This is a genomic window from Paraconexibacter antarcticus (assembly GCF_024220175.1).
In the GTDB taxonomy this organism is placed as follows: domain Bacteria; phylum Actinomycetota; class Thermoleophilia; order Solirubrobacterales; family Solirubrobacteraceae; genus Paraconexibacter; species Paraconexibacter antarcticus.
Window position 1 is genome coordinate 2,806,944 of sequence record NZ_CP098502.1, and the last position, 20,758, is coordinate 2,827,701.

Sequence of the window (20,758 nt, forward strand, 5' to 3'; positions counted from 1 at the left end):
TCCCGGCGGGGCGCCCTTTGTACGATCCGGGCGTGAAGATCGCCTTCGACGAGCAGGGCCTGTGCCCGTGCGTCATCCAGGACTGGAACACCGGCGAGGTGCTGACGCTCGCCTACACGAACGAGGAGGCGGTCCGCCTCACCCGCGAGACGGGGGAGTTGCACCTGTGGAGCCGGTCCCGGAACGAGCTCTGGCACAAGGGCGCGACGTCCGGCAACGTCCAGAAGGTCCGCGCCCTGCGCCTGGACTGCGACGGCGACGCGCTGCTCGCGCTCGTCGAGCCCGCCGGCCCGGCCTGCCACACGGGCGAGCGCACGTGCTTCTTCACCGGCGACCTCGAGCCGCCCGCGCCGCACGAGGTGCTGCCCGCGCTCGAGCGCACCCTCGCCGCGCGCAAGGCCGAGCGGCCCGAGGGCTCGTACACCGTGCAGCTCCTCGACGACCCGGCGCTGACGGGGGAGAAGGTCCGCGAGGAGGCCGAGGAGGTTACCCGCGCCGCCCGGGAGGAGACCGACGACCGCGTCGACAACGAGGCCGCGGACGTCATCTACCACCTGCTCGTCCTGCTCCACGGCCGCGGCCGCACGCTCGCCGACGTGGAGGCGATCCTCGATGCCCGCAGCCGGTAGCGCGGCGGAGGGGGCAGCGCCTGCGGTCACGCCGTCGCTCGCCGAGGTCCGCGAACTCGCGCGGACGTACAACCTCGTCCCGCTCCGCCACGCGTTCATCGACGACTGCGAGACGCCGGTTAGCGCGTTCCTGAAGCTGCGGGCGGCAGCCGGCGGCGAGACGGGCGCGTTCCTGCTCGAGAGCGCCGAGCAGGGCCAGCGCGTCGGGCGCTACTCGTTCATCGGCGTGCGGCCGAAGCAGATCGTCCGCTGGTCGCTCGGAAACGAGGGCGACCCGTACGCGCTCGCCGCGGCCGAGGTCGGCCGCCACCGCCAGGCGCCGCTCGACGAGGGGCCGCCGTTCTCGGGCGGTGCCGTCGGCTTCTTCGGCTACGACCTCGTCCGCACGGTCGAGACGACCCTCGGGCCCCCGAACCCGGACGTCGTCGGGCTGCCGGACATGGCGCTCATGCTGTCCGACGTGCTCGTCGTGTTCGACCACCTCAAGCACACCGTCTCGATCCTCGTGAACGTCTACGCCGACGACGAGGAGGGTGACGTCGAGGGGGCGTACACCCGCGCCCAGGCGACGATCGGCGAGATCAAGGCCGTGCTCGACGGCCCGGTGCCGCCCGCCGGCCCGGTCGCGCCCGACCGCGTCGCGCCCGAGTTCACCTCGAACCTCTCCCGCCCCGAGTTCGAGGGCATGGTGAGCCGCATCATCGAGTACGTCCACGCCGGCGACGCCTTCCAGGTCGTCCCGTCCCAGCGCTGGAGCGCGGAGCTCCACGACATCGACGCCTTCTCGATCTACCGCGGGCTGCGCGTCGTCAACCCGTCGCCGTACATGTACTTCCTCGACTTCGGCGACTTCCAGATCGCGGGCGCCTCGCCGGAGCCGCTGCTCACGGTCTCCGGCCGGCAGGTGTCGACCCGGCCGATCGCCGGCACCCGGCCACGCGGCACGACGCCGGCGGAGGACGCCGAGATCGCGGAGTCCCTGCTGGCCGACGAGAAGGAGCGCGCCGAGCACGTCATGCTCGTCGACCTCGGCCGCAACGACCTCGGCCGCGTCTGCGAGTACGGCTCGGTCCGCGTCGACCAGCTCATGGGCGTCGAGATGTACTCGACGGTCATGCACATCGTCTCGAACGTCTCCGGGACGCTCCGCGCGGAGGTGAGCGCGATGGACGCCCTGCGCTCGGTCCTGCCGGCCGGGACGCTCTCCGGCGCCCCGAAGGTCCGCGCGATGGAGATCATCGACGAGCTCGAGCCGGTCAAGCGCGGCGGCTACGGCGGCGCGATCGGCTACCTCGGGTACACCGGCGACCTCGACACCTGCATCCACATCCGCACCGTCGTCGTCAAGGACGGCCGCGCGCACATCCAGGCCGGCGGCGGCACCGTCGCCGACGCGCGGCCGGACTACGAGTACGAGGAGTCGGTCAACAAGTCGCGGTCCGTCCGGCAGGCGATCGAACTTGCGGCGAGACAGCCGGGGTGGTCGTGATGCGAGATGCGATGAAGAGCCTTCCGGCTGCCGGCCGTGCGGCGAGACAGCCGGGGTGGAGCTGACCGATGCCCGGCCCGAACGTCCTCGTCGTCGACAACTACGACTCCTTCACCTACAACCTCGTGCAGTATCTCGGAGAGCTCGGTGCGAACCTGACGGTCGTGCGCAACGACCGCGCGACCGTCGACGAGCTGCTCGCCGGCCGCCCGGACCGCGTCGTCGTCTCGCCCGGCCCGTGCACGCCGACCGACGCCGGGATCTCGCTGGAGGCCATGCGCCGCTTCCCGGAGGCCGGGATCCCGACCCTCGGCGTCTGCCTCGGCCACCAGTCCCTGGCCCAGGCCTTCGGCGGGACCGTCATCCGCCACGAGCCCGTCCACGGCAAGACGACGGCGATCGAGCACGACGGCCGCGGCCTCTTCGCCGGCCTGCCGCAGCAGCTCGTCGTCGGCCGCTACCACTCGCTCGTCGTCGAGGAGGAGAGCCTGCCGGACTGCTTCGAGATCTCCGCGCGAGGCGGCGGCGTCATCCAGGGCATCCGCCACCGCGCGCTTCCCGTCGAGGGCGTCCAGTTCCATCCCGAGTCGGTGCTCACCGAGCACGGGATGCCGATGCTCGCGGCGTTCCTGTCCGGATGACGGCTACGCTCCCGGTCGCCATGGACCACGACGTGCTCACCGCCGCGATCGACGACCTCGCGTCGGGCCGGGACCTGCCCCGAGAACGGATGTCCGCCGTCCTCGCCCGCATCATGGAGGGCGAGGCGACCGACGTGCAGATCGCCGCGGTGCTCATCGCGCTGCGCACGAAGGGGGAGACCGAGGAGGAGATCGCCGGCCTCGCCTCGACGATGCGCGCCTTCGCCACCCCGGTCTCGACCGGTCGCCATGACCTCGTCGACACCGCGGGCACCGGCGGGGGCCGCCGGACCTTCAACGTCTCCACGACGGCGGCCCTCATCGCCGCCGGCGCCGGCTGCGCGGTGGCGAAGCACGGCAACCGCTCCGCGACGGGCATCTCCGGCAGCGCCGACGTCCTCGAGGCGCTCGGAGCCCGGATCGACCTCACGGCGGCCCAGGTCGCCCGCTGCGTCGACGAGGTCGGCTTCGGCTTCATGTTCGCGCCCGCCCACAACGCGGCGACGCGCTTCGTCGTCCCGGTGCGCAAGGCGCTCGCCGTCCGCACGATCTTCAACGTCCTCGGGCCGCTGACGAACCCGGCGGGCGCGCGCCGCCAGCTCATCGGCGTCTCGGACCCCGGCCTCACCGAGCGGATGGCCGGGGCCCTGGCCCGCTTGGGCTGCGACCGGGCACTGGTAGTGTCCTCCTCCGACGGCCTGGACGAGCTCAGCACGTCCGGCGTCTCCCACGTCGTGGAAGTCAACGCCGACCAGATCACCCGCTACGACGTGTCCCCGGCGGACGTGGGTCTCGACGACGCCGCCTACGAGGCCGTCGTCGGCGGCGGGCCCGCCGAGAACGCGGCGATCGCCCGGGCGATCTTCGCCGGCGAGCGCGGCGCCCCGCGCGACCTCGCGGTCCTCAACGCCGGCGCGGCGATCTACGCCGCCGGCCGCGCGGACGACCTCGAGGGCGGCGTCCGCGCCGCCGAGGCCGCCGTCGACTCCGGTGCCGCCGCCGCGACGCTGAAGCGCTACGCGACCCTCAGCGTCGATCTCGCCGGCGGGACGGACCCGGCCTGATGTCCGTCCTCGAGCGCATCGTCGAGACGACGCAGAAGGAGGTCAGGCGCCGGAGCAAGAAGGTGCCCGTCGCCGACCTCGAGCGCCTGCTCTCCGAGCGCCGGCACCACGACGACCGGCCGTTCAGCGAGGCGCTGACGCGGCCCGGCATCTCCGTCATCGCCGAGCACAAGCGGGCGAGCCCGTCCGCCGGGACGATCCGCGAGGGCGCGACGGTCGAGGAGATCGTCACCGCGTACGAGCGCGGAGGCGCCGCCGCCCTCTCGATCCTCACCGAGGGCCCGCACTTCCAGGGCTCGCTCGACGATCTCAAGGCCGCGCAGGCCGCCTGCGGGCTGCCGATCCTCCGCAAGGACTTCATCGTCGACCGCTACCAGATCGTCGAGTCGGCGGTCGCCGGCGCCGACGCGATCCTCCTCATCGTCGCCGCGCTCGACGAGAAGGAGCTCGAGGCGCTCTACACCGAGGCGTACGCCCTCGACCTCGCGGTCCTCGTCGAGGTCCACGACGAGGAGGAGCTAAGGACCGCCCTCGAGGTCGTCGACGCCGACATCATCGGCATCAACAACCGCAACCTCATCGACTTCACCGTCGACGTCGAGCGGACATACGAGCTCCTGGCCGACGTCCCGACCGGGAAGACCGTCGTCTCGGAGTCCGGCCTGCACCACCGCGAGCAGCTCGAGGACCTCGAGCGCGTCGGCGTGGACGCCGTCCTCGTCGGTGAGCGCCTCATGCGGTCGCCCTCGCCCGAGCAGGCGCTGCTCGACCTCCTCGGCGAGGCGAGCGACGACCTCGTCTGAACGTCCGCCGCGGCCCCGCCTTTACCTGGCCTTACGGTCCGGTTTGGCGGACCTTCAGCGCGGGCGGCTTGGATCGATGTGATGTCGAAACGCCTGATCGTCCCTGTCGCGGTCGCCTCCGCGCTCCTCGGCGGGTTCCTCGCCGCCGCGGCGGTCGCGCTGCTGCACGTCGGCGAGCACACGACGACGAAGACGGTCGTCCAGCAGGCGCCGCTCGCCGCGCAGGCCGACGGGCGCGTCCGGACCGGCGGCGCGATGACCGCCCGGGACCTCTACAAACGCGACTCGCCGGGCGTCGTCTTCGTCCGCGCCGACGTCGTCCAGCAGGCCCAGCCCTCACCCTTCGACTTCGGGATGCCGCAGACGCAGCAGGGGACGGCGACGGGCTCGGGCTTCGTCATCGACAAGGCCGGCAACATCCTCACGAACGCCCACGTCGTCGACGGGGCCGTGAAGGTCACGGTCCAGCTCGCCGACAAGCAGGTCGTCGACGCGAAGGTCGTCGGCAAGGACGTCTCGTCCGACCTCGCGCTGCTGCGCATCGACCCCGACGGCCTGAACCTGCGGCCGCTCGAGCTCGGCTCCGCCAAGGACGTGCAGGTCGGTGACCCCGTCATCGCCATCGGCAACCCGTTCGGGCTCGACCGGACCCTCACCACCGGCGTCGTCAGCGCGCTGCAGCGGCGGATCTCCGCGCCGGACGGGCAGGGCATCAGCAACGTCATCCAGACCGACGCCGCGATCAACCCGGGGAACTCCGGCGGGCCGCTGATCGACGCCGCCGGCCGCGTCATCGGCATCAACTCCCAGATCGAGACCGGGGGCAGCGGCAACGGCTCGATAGGCATCGGGTTCGCCGTCCCGATCGACACGGCGAAGCAGATCCTGCCGCAGCTCAAGCAGGACGGGACCGTCCACCGTGCCTACCTCGGTGTGTCCTCGCTGACGATCGACGGCTCGCTCAGCGCGCTCGGCCTCCCGACGAAGACCGGGGTGCTCGTGCAGACCGTCCAGGCGGGGAGCCCCGCGGCGAAGGCCGGACTCCACGCGGGCGGCCAGAGCGCGGAGATCGGCGGCACCGAGCTCGTCCTCGGGGGCGACATCATCGAGGCGGTCGACGGCAAGCCCGTCACGAGCTCCGACGACCTCTCGGCGCTCATCAGCGGGCACAAGCCCGGCGACGAGGTGAAGCTCGGCATCGTCCGCGGGGGCAAGCGGCAGACGCTGACGACGAAGCTCGCCTCGCGGCCGGCCGCGACCGAGGTCGGGTAGGCGCACCGGAGGCGGGAGCCGGGCGCGGCAGGGCAGCGCGTACGATGAGGCGGTGCGCCGAACCCGCGTGAAGATCTGTGGCCTGACCTCCGTCGACGACGCGAGCCTCGCGGTGGCGGGCGGGGCGTGGGCGCTCGGCCTGGTCCTCTGGGAGGGCTCCTCGCGAGCCTGCACGCTCGAGGCGGCGCAGGAGATCGCCGCGGTCCACCGCCGCGCGGCCGAGATCTGCGGCGTGTTCGTCAACGCGACGCTCGACGACGTCGTGCGCACGGTCGACGTCGCCCAGCTCAGCATGGTCCAGCTCCACGGCGACGAGGGCCCGAGCTTCTGCGTCGAGGTCGCCCGCCGCACCGGTGTGAAGGTCGTCAAGGCCGCCCGGGTCGGCGCCCGCTGGGACGTGCAGGACCTCGAGCGCTACCGCACCGACATGCATCTCATGGACACGCGGGTCGACGGCAAGCAGGGCGGGACGGGGGAGACGTTCGACTGGGCGCTCACCAAGGAGCGCATGAACAAGCACGTGCCGCTCATCCTCTCCGGCGGCCTGCACCCCGGGAACGTCGGCGCCGCGATCGACGCCGTGCGGCCGTTCGCCGTGGACACCGCGAGCGGCACCGAGGCGGCCCCCGGCGTGAAGGATCCCGAGCTCATCACCGCGTTCTTCGCGGCGGTCGACGCGGCCGACCAGGCCATCGAGGACGCGAAGGCGGCCGCCGCCGTCGAGGAGGCAGCATCGTGAGCACCGTCGAGCATCGCTTCGGCCCGTACGGCGGGCAGTACGTCCCGGAGACCCTCATGCCCGCCCTCGGCGAGCTCGAGGCCGCGTGGGAGGTCGCCCGCGCCGACGCCGGCTACCAGGCCGAGCTGCAGGAGCTGCTGCGTGACTTCGCGGGGCGCCCGTCCCGGCTCTACCGCGCCCGCCGGCTCTCCGAGCACGCGGGCCGGCCGCTGTACCTCAAGCGGGAGGACCTCAACCACACCGGCTCGCACAAGCTCAACAACGCCATCGGGCAGGCGCTGCTCGCGATGCGCATGGGCAAGCGGCGGATCATCGCCGAGACCGGCGCCGGTCAGCACGGCGTCGCGACCGCCACCGCCTGCGCGCTGTTCGGCCTGGAGTGCGTCGTGTACATGGGCCTCGAGGACACGAAGCGCCAGCGCCCGAACGTCGAGCGCATGGAGCTCCTCGGCGCGACCGTCCGTCCCGTCGAGGCCGGGACCGGCACGCTGAAGGACGCGACGAGCGAGGCCATCCGCGACTGGGTCACGAACGTCCAGGACACCCACTACATCATCGGCTCGGCCGTCGGCCCGGCCCCGTACCCGTCGATCGTCCGGGATCTGCAGCGCTGCATCGGCGACGAGGCGCGCGCGACGCTCCTCGAGCGCGAGGGCCGCCTGCCCGACCGCGTCATCGCCTGCGTCGGCGGCGGCTCGAACGCCATCGGCATCTTCACCGCCTTCGTCGGCGACCCGGGCGTGCAGCTCATCGGCGTCGAGGCCGCGGGGGAGGGCATCGCCTCCGGGCGTCACGGCGCGCCGCTGACCGTCGGCGGGCGCGCGGGCGTCCTGCACGGCTCAATGTCGGCGGTCATGCAGGACGAGGAGGGCCAGATCACCGAGGCGCACTCGATCTCCGCCGGCCTCGACTACCCCGGCTCGGGCCCCGAGCACGCGTTCCTCCGCGACAGCGGACGGGCCCGGTACGTCGCGGTGACCGACGACGACGCGCTGCGTGCGTTCGCCGCGGTCACCCGTCTGGAGGGCATCATCCCGGCGCTCGAGACCGCGCACGCGTTCCACTACGCCCTCGAGGAGCCGTCGGACTCGACGCTCGACCTCATCTGCCTCTCCGGGCGGGGGGACAAGGACCTCGCGCAGGTCCTCGAGAAGCTCGGCGGGGTGGAGCTGTGAGCGGGACACGCTCGCCGAGGGGCTCGCACGCCCCCGGCGGAGCCACGCCTGCGGCTCGGCTCCGCGGAGGGCGGGCATGACCGAGACGACGGTGCACAACGCCGGCGCCGAGCGCATCGCGGCCGCGTTCGCGAACAGCGGCAAGCGCGCCGCGCTCATGCCGTACCTCATGGGCGGCTTCCCGACGACGGCCCTCTCGCTCGAGATCGGGCTCGCCTACGCCGACGGCGGGGCGGACCTCGTCGAGCTCGGCATCCCGTTCTCCGACCCGCTCGCCGACGGCCCGGTCATCGCCGCCGCCGGCACCGCCGCGCTCCGTGCGGGCACGACGGTCGCCTCCGTCCTCGAGGTCTGCGCCGGCCTTGCTCAGCGGATGCCCGTCGTGATCATGTGTTACGCGAACCAGGTCCTCGCCCGCGGGGCCGAGGACTTCGCCGCCCGCCTGCGCGACGCCGGCGCCAGCGGGCTCATCGTCCCCGACCTCCCGATGGAGGAGGCGCCGACGGTCCTCGCGGCCTGTGACGCGGCGGGGCTGGCGCTCGTGCCGCTCGTCGCGCCGACGACCCCGGACGACCGCCTGCGCGCGATCGGCTCCCGGGCCCGCGGCTTCCTCTACACCGTCTCCGTGACCGGGACGACGGGGGAGCGCGAGGCCCCGCTCGGGGACCGTGTCGCCGCCGTCGTCGGCCGGGCGAAGGCGGCGACCGACGTGCCGGTGGCGCTCGGTTTCGGGATCACGACGCCCGAGCAGGCGTCGGAGGCGGCCGACGCCGGCGCCGACGGCGTCATCGTCGGCAGCCGCCTCGTCCGCGAGGCGGCGGAGGCGGCCGACCCCGCCGCCGCCGTGCGTGAGGTCGTCGCCGGACTGGCCGACGGCCTTTCGTGACCCTGTTGTAATCTCCCGGCCATGGGAATCGTCGTCGCCTCCACCGTGGGCCTCATCGTCTGGATCGTGCTGTGGTCCCTCGGGGCCAAGGCCTTCGACGGCTTCATGATCACCACCGTCATCGTGCTCCTGGCGGCCACCGTGAAGATGCTCATCCCGTTCTTGCCGGGGAACGCGGGCAAGAGCCCCTCGTAGCGGCCGCTGCGGGCGCCCGGCACACGAGCCGGGCCCGGGGCCTGGTCGGCGACGCGACATCCGCGTCCTCGGATCAGCCCTTTTCTGTCGTCGGTGTCGTTGAGGAGGAGGGTCGCAGTGCGCGCAGGTGTCGTGGCAACTCAGCTGGCCGTCGCCGCTGCGGTGCTCATCGGCGTCTCCGGCTGCAGCAAGAACTCCGGCTCGGGCGAGTCCGGGCCCGTCGGCACCGCGCTCACCATCTACTCGAGCCTGCCGCTCCAGGGCCCGCACGCGACGGACGCCCAGGCGATCATCAACGGCGAGAAGCTCGCGCTCGTGAAGGCCGGCGGCCGCGTGGGCGGTTTCACCGTCCGGTACGTGAGCCTCGACGACTCGACCGCGGCGAGCAGCGGCTGGGACGTCCGCCAGGCGGCGAAGAACGCCCGCACCGCCGTGCAGGACCGGACCGCCATCGCCTTCCTCGGGGACTTCGACGCGGGGGCCACGGCCATCACGCTGCCGACGCTCAACGAGGCGTCGATCCTCCAGATCACACCCGCCACGACGCTCGTCGGCCTCACCCGCGAGCAGGGCGCCGACAAGGGCGAGCCTGACAAGTACTACCCGACCGGGACCCGGACCTTCGGCCGCGTCATCCAGCCCGACGACGTGCAGGCCGCGGCCCAGCTCGAGCTCCAGCGCGCGCACGGCTGCCAGACGACCTACGTCCTGCACGACATGGAGGCCTACGGCAAGAGCCTCACCGACCTGCTCGCGCTGATGGGGCCGCAGCAGGGCCAGAAGATCGACGACGGCAACGGCATCGACATCGATGCGAAGGACTTCGGCGACCAGGCGAAGAAGGTGGCCAAAGCGGGGGCCGACTGCCTGTTCTTCGGCGGGACCTCACCGGCGGTCGCGGCGCGGCTCTTCACCGACGTGCGTGCCGTCGTGCCCACGCTGCAGTTCTTCGTGCCGAACCTGCTCGCGACCCCCGAGTTCGCCGCGGCCCTCGCCCCCGAGATCGCCGCGGCCACCCACGTCACGAGCCCGACGCTGCCCGCGCGGCTCTACCCGCCGGCCGGCCGCCGGTTCCTGCGCGCGTATCGCAAGGAGTTCGGTCCGGCGGCCGAGGGCTATGCGATGTACGGCTACGAGGCGATGAACGCCGCCCTCGAGTCGATCCGCCTCGCCGGCCCGAAGGGCAACGACAAGCGCACCGTCGCGAAGGCCTTCTTCACGATCTCGAACCGGCACTCCATCCTCGGGACGTACTCGATCGACAAGAACGGCGACACGACGCTCCGCAGCTACGCCGCCTACGGCGTGAACAACGGCAGACTCGCGTTCGAGCGCGTCCTGCACGTCCCCGCGACGTAGCGGCGAGGCGCCACCCGCGCCGGGGGGACCACCTCCCCGCCGATGAGCGTTTGTCCTGCTCGTGCCGAATTTCCGCGTTTGGTGTGCCAGACAGTCCTTTTCCGGACCGTCGGTCGGTCGGATCTGGACAAAAGTCTTTGACGGCGACGGAGTGCGTCTGCTTATGATGGCCATAAGTAGTGATTCCAAAGAGGAGGAAGTGCACTTGCGTTCTCGCGCGAAGGTGATGGCTGGGTGCCTGCTCGGCACCGCAGCTCTGGGGGTTTCCGCCTGCGGTAGCTCCAACAGCAGTTCGTCGTCGTCCACGCCGGCGGCGTCCGGGACGACGAGCAGCGGTGCGTCAGGCGGCACCGTCGACGTCTACTCGAGCCTCCCGCTCCAGGGGGCCTCGAAGGACCAGACGAACGCGATGGTCCAGGGCATTCAGCTCGCGCTCTCCGAGGCGGGCAATAAGGCCGGGTCCACGACGGTCAAGTACCAGTCGCTCGACGACTCGACGGCCGCCGAGGGCAACTGGAACGCTCAGCAGGTCGGGGCCAACGCCCGTAAGGCGTCGTCCGACAAGAAGGCCGTCGCCTACATCGGCGAGTTCAACTCCGGCGCCTCGAAGGTGTCGATCCCGGTCCTCAACTCGGTCGGCCTCGCGATGATCTCGCCGGCCAACACGTACCCGGGCCTCACGACGAGCGAGCCGGGCACCGAGAAGGGCGAGCCCGACATCTACTACCCGACGGGCAAGCGCAACTACGTGCGCATCGTCCCGCGCGACAAGGTCCAGGCGGCCGCGCTCGCGACGCAGATGAAGACGGACGGCTGCACGAAGGTCGCCGTCGCGAACGACAAGGACACCTACGGGGCCGGCCTCGCTCGCATCTTCGACACCGACATCAAGAGCAAGGGCATCAAGCTCGTGTCGGACACGGGCATCCAGAAGGACGCGGCGAACTTCCGGGCGTACGCCTCGAAGATCAAGGCCGCGGGCGCGGACTGCTTCTTCTTCTCCGGCGTCACGGCGAACGGTGCGGTCCAGATCACGAAGGACGTCGCGGCGGCGCTGCCGAACGCGAAGCTCTACGGCGCGGACGGCATCTGCGAGTCCGGCTTCACGAACCCGAGCAAGAAGGGCATCCCGGCGAAGATCGGGAAGAACTTCGAGTGCACGGTCGCGACGCTGAACCTGCAGTCGATCCCGGGTGGCCCGGCGTTCCTGAAGTCGTTCAAGGCCAAGTACGGCACGGACAAGCCCGACCCGTACGCCATCTACGGCTACGAGGCCATGAAGCTCACCCTCGACACGATCGCCGCGGGTGGCACCACGCGTGACAGCTTCCTCACGAAGCTCTTCGCCACGAAGGACCGCAAGTCGGTCATCGGCACGTACTCGTTCGACAAGAACGGCGACACGAGCCTCACCGATTACGGGCTGTACGACGTCGGTCCCGACGGGAACCCGACGTTCAAGTCGGTCATCAAGGCGACCGCCGGTTGACAGGTGGCCGACGCCGGCGGGCCCCGTGCGCATGACGCGCACGGGCGCGCGCCGGCGGGCCCCGTCTCACATGGCACTCCAGGACGCCCAAGTCGACCCGCCCGCCGCCGCTCCGCTCGGCGCCCGGCCCGGCGACGCCATCCGCAACTTCATCTCCGGCTACGGCCTCTTCGCCGTCCTCCTGGCGCTCCCCGTCTACTACGGGATCAGCGACCTCAAGAACGACGGCAACCTCGCCCACCTCGGGCAGAACATCTTCCAGGGCCTCTCCAACGGCGCGATCTGGGCCCTGATCGCCGTCGGATACACGCTCGTCTACGGCATCATCGAGCTCATCAACTTCGCCCACGGCGACGTCTTCATGATCGGCTCGTTCACCGCGTCCGCGCTGTTCGGGACGCTCGGCCTGACGCTCGTCAGCAGCACCGGCTCGATCGTCTTCGGCCTGATCCTGACGCTCGTGCTCTGCATGCTCATCTGCGGACTGCTGAACGTCATGATCGAGCGCGTCGCCTACCGGCCGCTCCGCAACGCGCCGAAGCTCGCGCCGCTCATCACAGCGGTCGGCCTCTCCTTCATCCTGCAGAACGTCGGCCTCCTCTGGCAGGGCGGCTCCCCGCGCTCGGTCGACGACCTCATCCACGCGCAGCAGGACGTCTTCACCTTCCTGGGGATCACCGTCCAGCGCGCCGACGTCCTCGCGATCGTCGTCACGATCCCGCTCGTCATCGCCGCGACGACGTTCATCAACCGCAGCCGGCTCGGCAAGGCGATGCGCGCCACCGCGCAGGACCCCGACGCGGCGCGGCTCATGGGCATCAACGTCGACGTGACGATCTCGCTGACCTTCCTCATCGGCGGCATGCTCGCCGGGGCGGCCGGTCTCATCTACGCGCTGTACCAGACGACCGTGCAGTTCAACCAGGGCTTCCAGGCCGGCCTCATCGCCTTCACGGCGGCGGTCATGGGCGGCATCGGCAACCTGCGCGGCGCCGTCCTCGGCGGCCTGATCATCGGCATCATCCAGTTCATCTCGGATGACCGGATCGGCACGCAGTGGACGCCGGCGATCGTGTTCGCCTACCTGATCCTGATCATGATCTTCCGGCCCCAAGGGCTGCTGGGCGAGGAAACGCGGGAGGCGGGCTGATGGCCACCACGGTCAAGAAGAAGCCGCTTGCGGCGTTGGAGGACAGGTTCCCGAAGCTCGGGCGCGGTCCGCAGGCGGTGCTCATCACGGCGATCGCGATCTTCGCGGTCATCTTCCCGCTGCTCATGGACCCGATCTCGGGCACGCTGGCGGACGCGACGCAGTACCTCGCGTACGTCGTCATGGGCCTGGGCCTGAACATCGTCGTCGGGTTCGCCGGGCTGCTCGACCTCGGGTACGTCGCGTTCTACGCGGTCGGCGCCTACTGCTCGGGCTGGCTCATGTCGAGCTTCTACGCCGACGCGAACATCCACATCCTCGTCACGGGGACGGCGGCCCAGGCGCCGGGCGTCCACGTGAACTTCCTGCTCGTGCTCGTCATCGCGGCGATGCTCTGCGCGGTCGCGGGGGTGATCATCGGCCTGCCGACGCTCCGCCTGCGGGGCGACTACATCGCGATCGTGACGCTCGCCTTCGGGGAAATCGTGCACGTCTTCGCGGTGAACGGCGACGGCATCCACCCGTTCGGCGTCGGCTACCCGCTGACGAAGGGCCGGGACGGCATCTCGCCGATCGACCAGATCAAGCTGCCGGGGCTGAGCCAGTTCAACTCGTACCTCAACCTCAGGCCGTACTACTGGACGATCCTCGCGATCGCGGCCATCGCGATCTTCATCAGCCTCCGGCTGCGTGACTCGCGGCTCGGCCGCGCGTGGATCGCCATCCGCGAGGACGAGGTGGCGGCGGCCTCGATGGGCATCCCGCTCGTCAAGACGAAGCTCCAGGCCTACGCGATCGGGGCCGCGCTCGGCGGCGTCTCCGGTGCGTTCCTCGGCCCGTACCTGCAGATCGTCAACGCGGACTCGTTCGCGTTCTCGTTCTCGATCTTCGTCATCGCGACGATCATCCTCGGCGGCCTCGGCTCGGTCTGGGGCGTCGTGCTCGGGTCGATCCTCCTGAGCTACATCAACTACACGCTCATCCCCGACCAGCTGAACAGCGTCCCGCACAAGATCGGGCTCGACTTCAACCTCGCGGACGTGAGCATCGGCATCTTCGGGGTGCTGCTGCTGTTCGTCATGCTCATCCGGCCGGAGGGGCTGTTGCCCGAGCGACGGCGGAAGATCGAGCTCACCGAGGGCATCGGCGCGGCCGAGACGTCCTTCGAGGTGTCCACATGAGCACGACCCCCGAGGCCGTCGCGGCCCTGCCGGTCACCGAGCGCCCGAAGCTGCTGGAGGCCAGTCGCGTCACGAAGCGCTTCGGCGGGCTCGTCGCGGTCAACGACGTCTCGTTCGCGGTCCCGCAGCGATCGATCGTCTCGATCATCGGGCCGAACGGCGCCGGCAAGACGACGTTCTTCAACATGCTGACCGGGCTCTACACCCCGTCGACCGGGCGGGTGAGCTTCGACGGCAAGGAGACGACCCAGTCGCGCCCGGACCAGATCACGGCGCTCGGGATGGCGCGCACGTTCCAGAACATCCGCCTCTTCGGGACGATGAGCGCGCTCGAGAACGTCCTCGTCGGCCAGCACGCCCGGATGAAGTCGGGCATCGGCGGCTCGATCTTCCGGACGCCCCGCACGCGCAAGGAGGAGCAGCTCGTCCGCGAGAAGGGTCGCGAGATGCTCTCCTTCGTCGGGATCAGGGGGCGCTTCGACGACCTCGCGATCAACCTCTCCTACGGCGACCAGCGCCGGGTCGAGATCGCCCGCGCGCTCGCGTCGGACCCGAAGCTCCTGCTGCTCGACGAGCCCACGGCCGGCATGAACCCGCAGGAGTCCGAGAACCTCACCACGTTCATGCGCAAGCTGCGTGACGAGCTTAACCTCGCGATCCTGCTCATCGAGCACGACATGAAGGTCGTCATGGGCGTCTCCGAGTACGTCACCGTCCTCGACCACGGCGAGAAGATCGCCGAGGGCGACCCCGTGTCCGTCCGCAACAACCCCCGCGTGGTCGAGGCCTACCTCGGCAAGCAGGGCCTCGAGGAGGCTGGTGGCTGATGCCGATGCTCACGGTCGACGGGATCGAGACGTACTACGGCAACATCAAGGCGCTGAAGGGCATCTCGCTCACGGTCGACGAGGGGGAGATCGTCACCCTCATCGGCTCCAACGGGGCGGGCAAGTCGACGACGCTGCGGTCGATCAGCGGCCTGAACCCGCCGCGCAAGGGCCAGATCGTCTTCGAGGGCAAGGACATCACGACCCGGCCCGCGCAGGAGATCGTGACGCTCGGGATCTCCCAGTCGCCGGAGGGCCGGCACTGCTTCGCGCGCATGACGGTCCGGGAGAACCTCGACCTCGGCGCCTACCTGCGCAAGGACAGCAAGGCCGACATCAGCGGCGACATGGACCAGATCTTCGACCTCTTCCCGCGCCTGAAGGAGCGGGAGAAGCAGAAGGCGGGCACGATGTCCGGCGGCGAGCAGCAGATGCTCGCGATCGGCCGCGCGATGATGGCGAGGCCGCGGCTGCTGCTCCTGGACGAGCCCTCGATGGGCATCGCCCCGATCCTCGTCGAGAAGATTTACGAGACCGTCGTCGAGATCAACAAGCAGGGGACGACGATCCTCCTCGTCGAGCAGAACGCGAACTACGCCCTCGGCGTCTCCAACCGGGGCTACGTCCTGGAGACGGGCGCCGTCGTGCTCACCGACGAGTCCTCCAAGCTCCGCACCAACCCCGACGTCCAGAAGGCGTACCTCGGCACATGACCCTCGCACTGATCGGCTCCAAGGCCCTGGTCCTGCTGATGGTGTGGCTCGCCTCGGCGATCGCCGCATCCTGGCTCTCGGACCGCAAGGGCTACGGCGAGCGTCCCGGGCTCGGCGCCGGCCTGCTGCTCACGGCGGTCGGCCCGGTCCTATGGCTGCTCATCCCCGCCAAGCCCGACTCCCGGTGGAAGACCGAGGGGCCCATCCCGAAGCGCCGCAAGGCCTGAGGACCCGGCGGGCCCGCGCGCCGGGCCGCCCCGTTTCGCCTGCGGTCAGTCGCACCCTCTACCCTGAGCCCATGAGCGCCGAAAACCTGGGCCAGGGGGCTCGTGTTCGGTTGACGCCGGATGCGATCCGGAAGGTCGACCAGTGAGCGAGGACCAGCCGAGAAAGTCGGCGGACGACACGAGCCAGGGTTCTCGCCCCGGTCAGGCGCCCCCGCCCGATCCCTCGCGCACCCCGTGGCGGGTCGAGCCGGCGCCCGACGGTCGGGGGGCCCCGGACAGGCAGGGCGGCAAGGGGAAGAAGGGCAAGTCGCCGACCGGCATGAGCTGGCAGCGGTTCGGCCTCCTGCTCCTCGCGCTCTTCACGCTCAACTTCTTCCTCACGTCGCTGCTGCCGGGCGGCGAGCGCCCGGCCCGGATCTCCTACTCGCCGGTCTTCCTCAACCAGGTCAAGGCCGGCAACGTCAAGGAGATCTCCTCGCGCGGGGAGACCGTCTCCGGCGTCTTCAACCAGAAGTTCGACCCGCCCGGCAAGCACGGTCCGACGACGAAGTTCACGACCGAGTTCCCGACCTTCGCCGTCAACGGCAGCAGCCTGGCGAAGCTCCTGCAGGACAACAACGTCATCGTCAACGCCGAGTCGCCGAACCAGGGCCGCGGGCTGCTGGCGACGCTGCTCATCTCGCTCCTCCCGACGCTGCTGCTCATCGGCGTGTTCGTCTGGATTGCGCGCCGCGCAGCCGGCGCGGGCGCCGGCGGCCTCGGCGCGCAGTTCGGCCGCAGCAAGGCCAAGCGCGTCGAGATCGGCTCCACCCGGACGACGTTCAACGACGTCGCGGGGATCGAGGAGGCGAAGGAGGAGCTGATGGAGGTCGTCGACTTCCTCCGCAACCCCGACAAGTACAAGAAGCTCGGCGCGAAGATCCCGCGCGGCGTGCTGCTCTCCGGCCAGCCCGGCACGGGCAAGACGCTCCTGGCCCGCGCCATGGCGGGCGAGGCCGAGGTGCCGTTCTTCAGCGCCTCCGCCTCCGAGTTCATCGAGATGATCGTCGGCGTCGGCGCCTCGCGCGTCCGGGACCTCTTCGACGAGGCCAAGAAGGCCGCCCCCGCGATCATCTTCATCGACGAGCTCGACGCCATCGGCCGGGCCCGCGGCGGGGGCGGGGGCCTCGGCGGCCACGACGAGCGCGAGCAGACGCTGAACCAGGTGCTCACCGAGATGGACGGCTTCGACCCGTCGCTCGGCGTCATCGTCCTCGCCGCGACGAACCGCCCCGAGATCCTCGACAGCGCGCTGCTGCGCCCGGGCCGGTTCGACCGCCGCGTCGTCGTCCAGTCCCCGGACAAGGTCGGCCGCGCGCAGATCCTCGCCGTCCACACGCGCTCGGTGCCGCTCGAGGAGGGCATCGATCTGGCGGCGATCGCCGCGTCGACGCCTGGCATGGTCGGCGCCGACCTCGCGAACCTCGTCAACGAGGCGGCGCTCCTCGCCGCCAAGCGCGGGCACACCCGCGTCCAGCTCGCCGACTTCACCGACGGGCTCGAGAAGGTCATCCTCGGCGCCGAGCGGCGCGTCGTGATGAGCGACTCCGAGCGCGAGCGGACCGCCTACCACGAGGCCGGGCACGCGCTCGTCGGGATGCTCACCGAGGGCGCCGACCCCGTGCGGAAGATCTCGATCATCCCGCGAGGTCAGGCGCTCGGCGTGACGCTCTCGGCCCCGGAGGCCGACCGCTTCAACTACGACCAGGCGTACCTGCGCGGGAAGATCCTCGTCGCGCTCGGCGGACGCGTCGCGGAGGAGGTCGTCTACGGGACGATCACCACCGGCGCCGAGTCGGACATCCAGCAGCTGACGAACATCGCCCGGGGCATGGTGACGCGCTGGGGCATGAGCGAGGTCGTCGGGCCGATCGCCGTCGAGGCGTCGAACCCGAACGGCATGCTGCTCCCGGGGACCGACGGCGTCTCGCAGGCGACGCAGCAGCTCATCGACCAGGAGGTGCGCCGCATCGTCGACGAGGCGCACCACGACGTCACGCTGCTGCTCACCGAGCACCGCGAGCAGCTCGAGCAGCTCACCCAGGAGCTGCTGAAGGTCGAGACGCTCGACGAGACCGACGCGTACCTCGCGGCGGGCGTCCTGCGCGAGCCGCGCGAGGAGAACGCCTCCTCGCAGCCGACGAGCGGGCAGAAGCCGTCCGCGCCGCTCGGCGAGCCGGCCGAGGTCTGAGCGCCGGCGGGCGGGCGGGCGCGGGGTCCTGGGCGCGCGGTCCCGGGCGCGCGGTCCCCCGCGGGGCCGGCCCGGATGGCCGCGGCCGCGGCCGCGGCGCGGGGCCCGCGGTCAGCTCAGCGCGCTCGCGAGGGCCTCGTCGAGGTCCGGGTGCCGGAACGCGTACCCGCCGGCCAGGGCGCGTGACGGCACGGCGCGCTGGCCTTCGGTGACGATCTCGCTCATCTCGCCGTAGAGCAGCTTGATGGCGAAGGCCGGGACGGGCGCGAACGCGGGGCGGTGAAGGGCCTTGCCGAGGGCCTTCGAGAACACCTTGTTCGTCACGGGCTCGGGGGCGGAGCCGTTGTAGGCGCCGGACCAGGAGCCGTCGTCGATCGCCTTGAGGTAGAGCCCGACGATGTCGTCGAGGTGGATCCAGGGCATGTACTGGCCGCCGCCGGCGACCGGGCCGCCGACGCCCATCCTGAACGGCGGGAGCATCGTCTTCAGGGCGCCGCCGGAGCGGTCGAGGACGACGCCGGTGCGGATGTGGGCGACGCGGACGCCGAGGGTGAGCGCCTTGTCGGCCTCGGCCTCCCACACGACGCAGACCTTCGCGAGGAAGTCGCTGCCCGCGGGGGTGTCCTCGGGGACCTTCTCGTCGCCGTGCTTGCCGTAGTAGCCGACGGCGGAGGACGAGATGAGCGCGGCGGGGCGGGGGTCGGCGGCCGCGATGCCGGCGACGAGGTTGCGGCTCCCGATCTCGCGCGAGTCGTTGATGGCCTGCTTGCGGGCGGCGTTCCAGCGCTGGGCGACGGGCTCGCCGGCGAGGTGGACGATCGCGTCCCGGCCCGCGAGGGCGGCGACGGGCGCCGGCTCGTTCAGCGCGTCCCAGGCGAGCGCCTGCACGCCGAGGGCCTGACCGGCCTTCTCCGGGTTGCGGGAGAGGACGGTCACGTCGTCGCCCCGGTCCTTGAGGGCGGCCACGAGGCGCGCTCCGATGAGTCCGGTCGCGCCGGTCACGGTGATCTTCATGCCGGGGATACGACCAGCGGGCGCCTCGGGGATCAAGGCGCGGCGGCGTTATTTCTGACAGACGGCCTCGCCGGACGCACCCCGGCCACGACGTTCGAGCCCCCCGGGCGAGAACTCGCCCGCGACCCGAGCCGTCAGGCGAGGGTCGCGCGGTCGCCGGCGGCGAAGCCGATCGTGTTGTCGATGACGGCGGCGGCGCCGGAGGCCCGAGCCTCGTCGGCGACGGCCGCCGCGACGGCGGGCGCGACGTCCCGGTTGAACACCGAGGGGATGATGTAGTCCTCGCGCACCTCGGCGTCGTTGACGATCTGGGCGATCGCGCGGGCCGCGGCCATCTTCATCTCCTCGGTGATCTGCCGCGCGCGGACGTCGAGCGCGCCGCGGAAGACGCCGGGGAAGGCGAGGACGTTGTTGATCTGGTTCGGGTAGTCCGAGCGGCCGGTCGCGATGATGCGCGCGTAGGGGGCGGCCTCCTCGGGCGCGACCTCCGGGTTCGGGTTCGCCATCGCGAAGACCATCGCGTCCTTGTTCATCGCCTGCAGCGCCTCGGCGGGGAAGATCCTCGCGCCGCTCAGGCCGATGAAGAGGTCGCAGCCGTCGAGGGCGTTCACGGGCGGGCCGCTGATCTTCTGCGGGTTGCTCGTCTCGGCGTACCAGCGCTTGATGGCGTTCATCGAGCCGTCGGCGTAGTCGGAGCGATCGGTGGAGACCAGGCCCTTGGAGTCCGCGCCGATGATGTCGCGAACGCCCGCGGCCTGGAGGATCTTCGTGACGGCGACGCCCGCGGCGCCGAGCCCGGTGACGAGGACCTTCAGATCCATGAGGTCGCGGCCGGTGAGCTTGCAGGCGTTGAGGAGGGCGGCGAGCACGACGATCGCGGTGCCATGCTGGTCGTCGTGGAAGACGGGGATGTCGAGCTCGGCCTTCAGCCGGTCCTCGATCTCGAAGCAGCGCGGCGCGCTGATGTCCTCGAGGTTGATGCCGCCGAAGCCGGGGGCGATGCGGCGGACGGTCTCGACGATCTCGTCCGGGTCCTTCGTGCTCAGGACGATCGGGAAGGCGTCCACCCCGGCGAACTCCTTGAAGAGCATGCACTTGCCCTCCATGACCGGCATCGAGGCCTCGGGGCCGATGTCGCCGAGGCCGAGCACCGCGGTGCCGTCGGAGACGACCGCGACCGTGTTGCGCTTGATCGTGTACTGGAAGGCCTTGTCGCGGTCCTCGTGGATCGCCATGCAGACGCGGGCGACGCCGGGCGTGTAGGCCATCGAGAGGTCGTCGCGCGTGCGCAGCGAGGACTTGTTGTGCTGCTCGATCTTGCCGCCGACGTGGAGCAGGAAGGTGCGGTCGGTCGTGTCGACGACGCGGGCGCCCTCGAGCGCGTCGATCGCGCCGGTGATGGCGTCCCAGTGGCCCTGATCGGTCGCGTCGACCGTGATGTCGCGCAGCAGGGTGTCGTCGCCGACCTCGACGAGATCGACGGCGCCGATGACGCCGCCGGCCTTGCCGATCGCGGAGGCGACCTGCCCGAGCATGCCGGGCTTGTGGTCGATCTCGACGCGGATCGTCAGCGAGTACTGGGCGGAGGGAGTGGTCGGCACGGTGACGGAAACATATCTCGGACGTGCTGTCCGACCTGTGCTCCTTCCGGTCAGCCAGGCAGACCGTAAGCTGG

General features: G+C 71.0%; 20 protein-coding genes. 18 read left to right on the top strand and 2 right to left on the bottom strand.

Annotated elements, in window-relative coordinates:
- Nucleotides 1-32: 32 nt before the first annotated feature.
- The 18 genes from hisIE to ftsH all read left to right on the top strand — a co-directional run bounded on the left by hisIE (nucleotide 33) and on the right by ftsH (nucleotide 18,069).
- Nucleotides 33-629, top strand: coding sequence for a bifunctional phosphoribosyl-AMP cyclohydrolase/phosphoribosyl-ATP diphosphatase HisIE (gene hisIE, locus NBH00_RS13790; RefSeq protein ID WP_254569171.1), 597 nt, complete (start codon nucleotides 33-35; stop codon nucleotides 627-629).
- Complete coding sequence (gene trpE, locus NBH00_RS13795) at nucleotides 613-2,118, top strand: anthranilate synthase component I (protein ID WP_254569172.1); 1,506 nt, start codon at nucleotides 613-615, stop codon at nucleotides 2,116-2,118. The genes hisIE and trpE overlap by 17 nt, the downstream gene beginning before the upstream one ends.
- 68 nt (nucleotides 2,119-2,186) lie before the next feature.
- Entirely contained in the window at nucleotides 2,187-2,759 is a 573-nt protein-coding gene (locus tag NBH00_RS13800; RefSeq protein WP_254569173.1) for an anthranilate synthase component II, read from the top strand.
- A 20-nt stretch (nucleotides 2,760-2,779) separates the two neighbouring features.
- The gene (gene trpD, locus NBH00_RS13805; RefSeq protein ID WP_254569174.1) at nucleotides 2,780-3,823 is read left to right on the top strand and encodes an anthranilate phosphoribosyltransferase; all 1,044 of its coding nucleotides are present in this window, start codon (nucleotides 2,780-2,782) and stop codon (nucleotides 3,821-3,823) included.
- Entirely contained in the window at nucleotides 3,823-4,626 is an 804-nt protein-coding gene (gene trpC, locus NBH00_RS13810; RefSeq protein ID WP_254569175.1) for an indole-3-glycerol phosphate synthase TrpC, read from the top strand. The genes trpD and trpC overlap by 1 nt, the downstream gene beginning before the upstream one ends.
- Nucleotides 4,627-4,707: 81 nt before the next feature.
- Nucleotides 4,708-5,898, top strand: a complete 1,191-nt coding sequence (locus NBH00_RS13815) for a S1C family serine protease (RefSeq protein ID WP_254569176.1) — start codon at nucleotides 4,708-4,710, stop codon at nucleotides 5,896-5,898.
- 52 nt (nucleotides 5,899-5,950) lie between these two features.
- Nucleotides 5,951-6,637: a phosphoribosylanthranilate isomerase gene (locus tag NBH00_RS13820; protein ID WP_254569177.1), complete on the top strand. Its 687-nt coding sequence runs from the start codon at nucleotides 5,951-5,953 to the stop codon at nucleotides 6,635-6,637.
- Nucleotides 6,631-7,812, top strand: coding sequence for a tryptophan synthase subunit beta (trpB, locus tag NBH00_RS13825; protein ID WP_367401330.1), 1,182 nt, complete (start codon nucleotides 6,631-6,633; stop codon nucleotides 7,810-7,812). The genes NBH00_RS13820 and trpB overlap by 7 nt, the downstream gene beginning before the upstream one ends.
- 76 nt (nucleotides 7,813-7,888) lie before the next feature.
- The gene (gene trpA, locus NBH00_RS13830) at nucleotides 7,889-8,698 is read left to right on the top strand and encodes a tryptophan synthase subunit alpha (protein ID WP_254569179.1); all 810 of its coding nucleotides are present in this window, start codon (nucleotides 7,889-7,891) and stop codon (nucleotides 8,696-8,698) included.
- Between the two features lie 21 nt (nucleotides 8,699-8,719).
- Nucleotides 8,720-8,893 (top strand): hypothetical protein, encoded by a 174-nt coding sequence (locus tag NBH00_RS13835; RefSeq protein WP_254569180.1) that lies wholly within the window; start codon nucleotides 8,720-8,722, stop codon nucleotides 8,891-8,893.
- 132 nt (nucleotides 8,894-9,025) lie between these two features.
- Nucleotides 9,026-10,252 (top strand): branched-chain amino acid ABC transporter substrate-binding protein, encoded by a 1,227-nt coding sequence (locus NBH00_RS13840; RefSeq protein ID WP_254569181.1) that lies wholly within the window; start codon nucleotides 9,026-9,028, stop codon nucleotides 10,250-10,252.
- 205 nt (nucleotides 10,253-10,457) lie between these two features.
- Nucleotides 10,458-11,741, top strand: coding sequence for a branched-chain amino acid ABC transporter substrate-binding protein (locus NBH00_RS13845; RefSeq protein ID WP_254569182.1), 1,284 nt, complete (start codon nucleotides 10,458-10,460; stop codon nucleotides 11,739-11,741).
- 70 nt (nucleotides 11,742-11,811) lie between these two features.
- Nucleotides 11,812-12,891: a branched-chain amino acid ABC transporter permease gene (locus NBH00_RS13850; RefSeq protein WP_254569183.1), complete on the top strand. Its 1,080-nt coding sequence runs from the start codon at nucleotides 11,812-11,814 to the stop codon at nucleotides 12,889-12,891.
- Nucleotides 12,891-14,072 carry a branched-chain amino acid ABC transporter permease gene (locus tag NBH00_RS13855; RefSeq protein ID WP_254569184.1) on the top strand — a complete coding sequence of 394 codons (1,182 nt, stop codon included), beginning with the start codon at nucleotides 12,891-12,893 and terminating at the stop codon, nucleotides 14,070-14,072. Before NBH00_RS13850 ends, NBH00_RS13855 begins: the two co-directional genes overlap by 1 nt.
- Entirely contained in the window at nucleotides 14,069-14,899 is an 831-nt protein-coding gene (locus NBH00_RS13860; protein ID WP_254569185.1) for an ABC transporter ATP-binding protein, read from the top strand. Before NBH00_RS13855 ends, NBH00_RS13860 begins: the two co-directional genes overlap by 4 nt.
- Complete coding sequence (locus tag NBH00_RS13865) at nucleotides 14,899-15,612, top strand: ABC transporter ATP-binding protein (protein ID WP_254569186.1); 714 nt, start codon at nucleotides 14,899-14,901, stop codon at nucleotides 15,610-15,612. Before NBH00_RS13860 ends, NBH00_RS13865 begins: the two co-directional genes overlap by 1 nt.
- A complete protein-coding gene (locus tag NBH00_RS13870) occupies nucleotides 15,609-15,839 on the top strand; it encodes a hypothetical protein (protein WP_254569187.1) in 231 nt (76 codons plus the stop codon). Before NBH00_RS13865 ends, NBH00_RS13870 begins: the two co-directional genes overlap by 4 nt.
- Nucleotides 15,840-15,981: 142 nt before the next feature.
- Complete coding sequence (ftsH, locus tag NBH00_RS13875) at nucleotides 15,982-18,069, top strand: ATP-dependent zinc metalloprotease FtsH (protein WP_254569188.1); 2,088 nt, start codon at nucleotides 15,982-15,984, stop codon at nucleotides 18,067-18,069.
- Nucleotides 18,070-18,180: 111 nt separating this feature from the next.
- Here the strand turns inward: ftsH and NBH00_RS13880 are convergent, their stop codons facing one another.
- Nucleotides 18,181-19,083 carry a TIGR01777 family oxidoreductase gene (locus tag NBH00_RS13880; protein ID WP_254569189.1) on the bottom strand — a complete coding sequence of 301 codons (903 nt, stop codon included), beginning with the start codon at nucleotides 19,081-19,083 and terminating at the stop codon, nucleotides 18,181-18,183.
- A gap of 134 nt (nucleotides 19,084-19,217) precedes the next feature.
- Nucleotides 19,218-20,684 (bottom strand): NAD-dependent malic enzyme, encoded by a 1,467-nt coding sequence (locus NBH00_RS13885; protein WP_254569190.1) that lies wholly within the window; start codon nucleotides 20,682-20,684, stop codon nucleotides 19,218-19,220.
- Nucleotides 20,685-20,758: the final 74 nt, after the last annotated feature.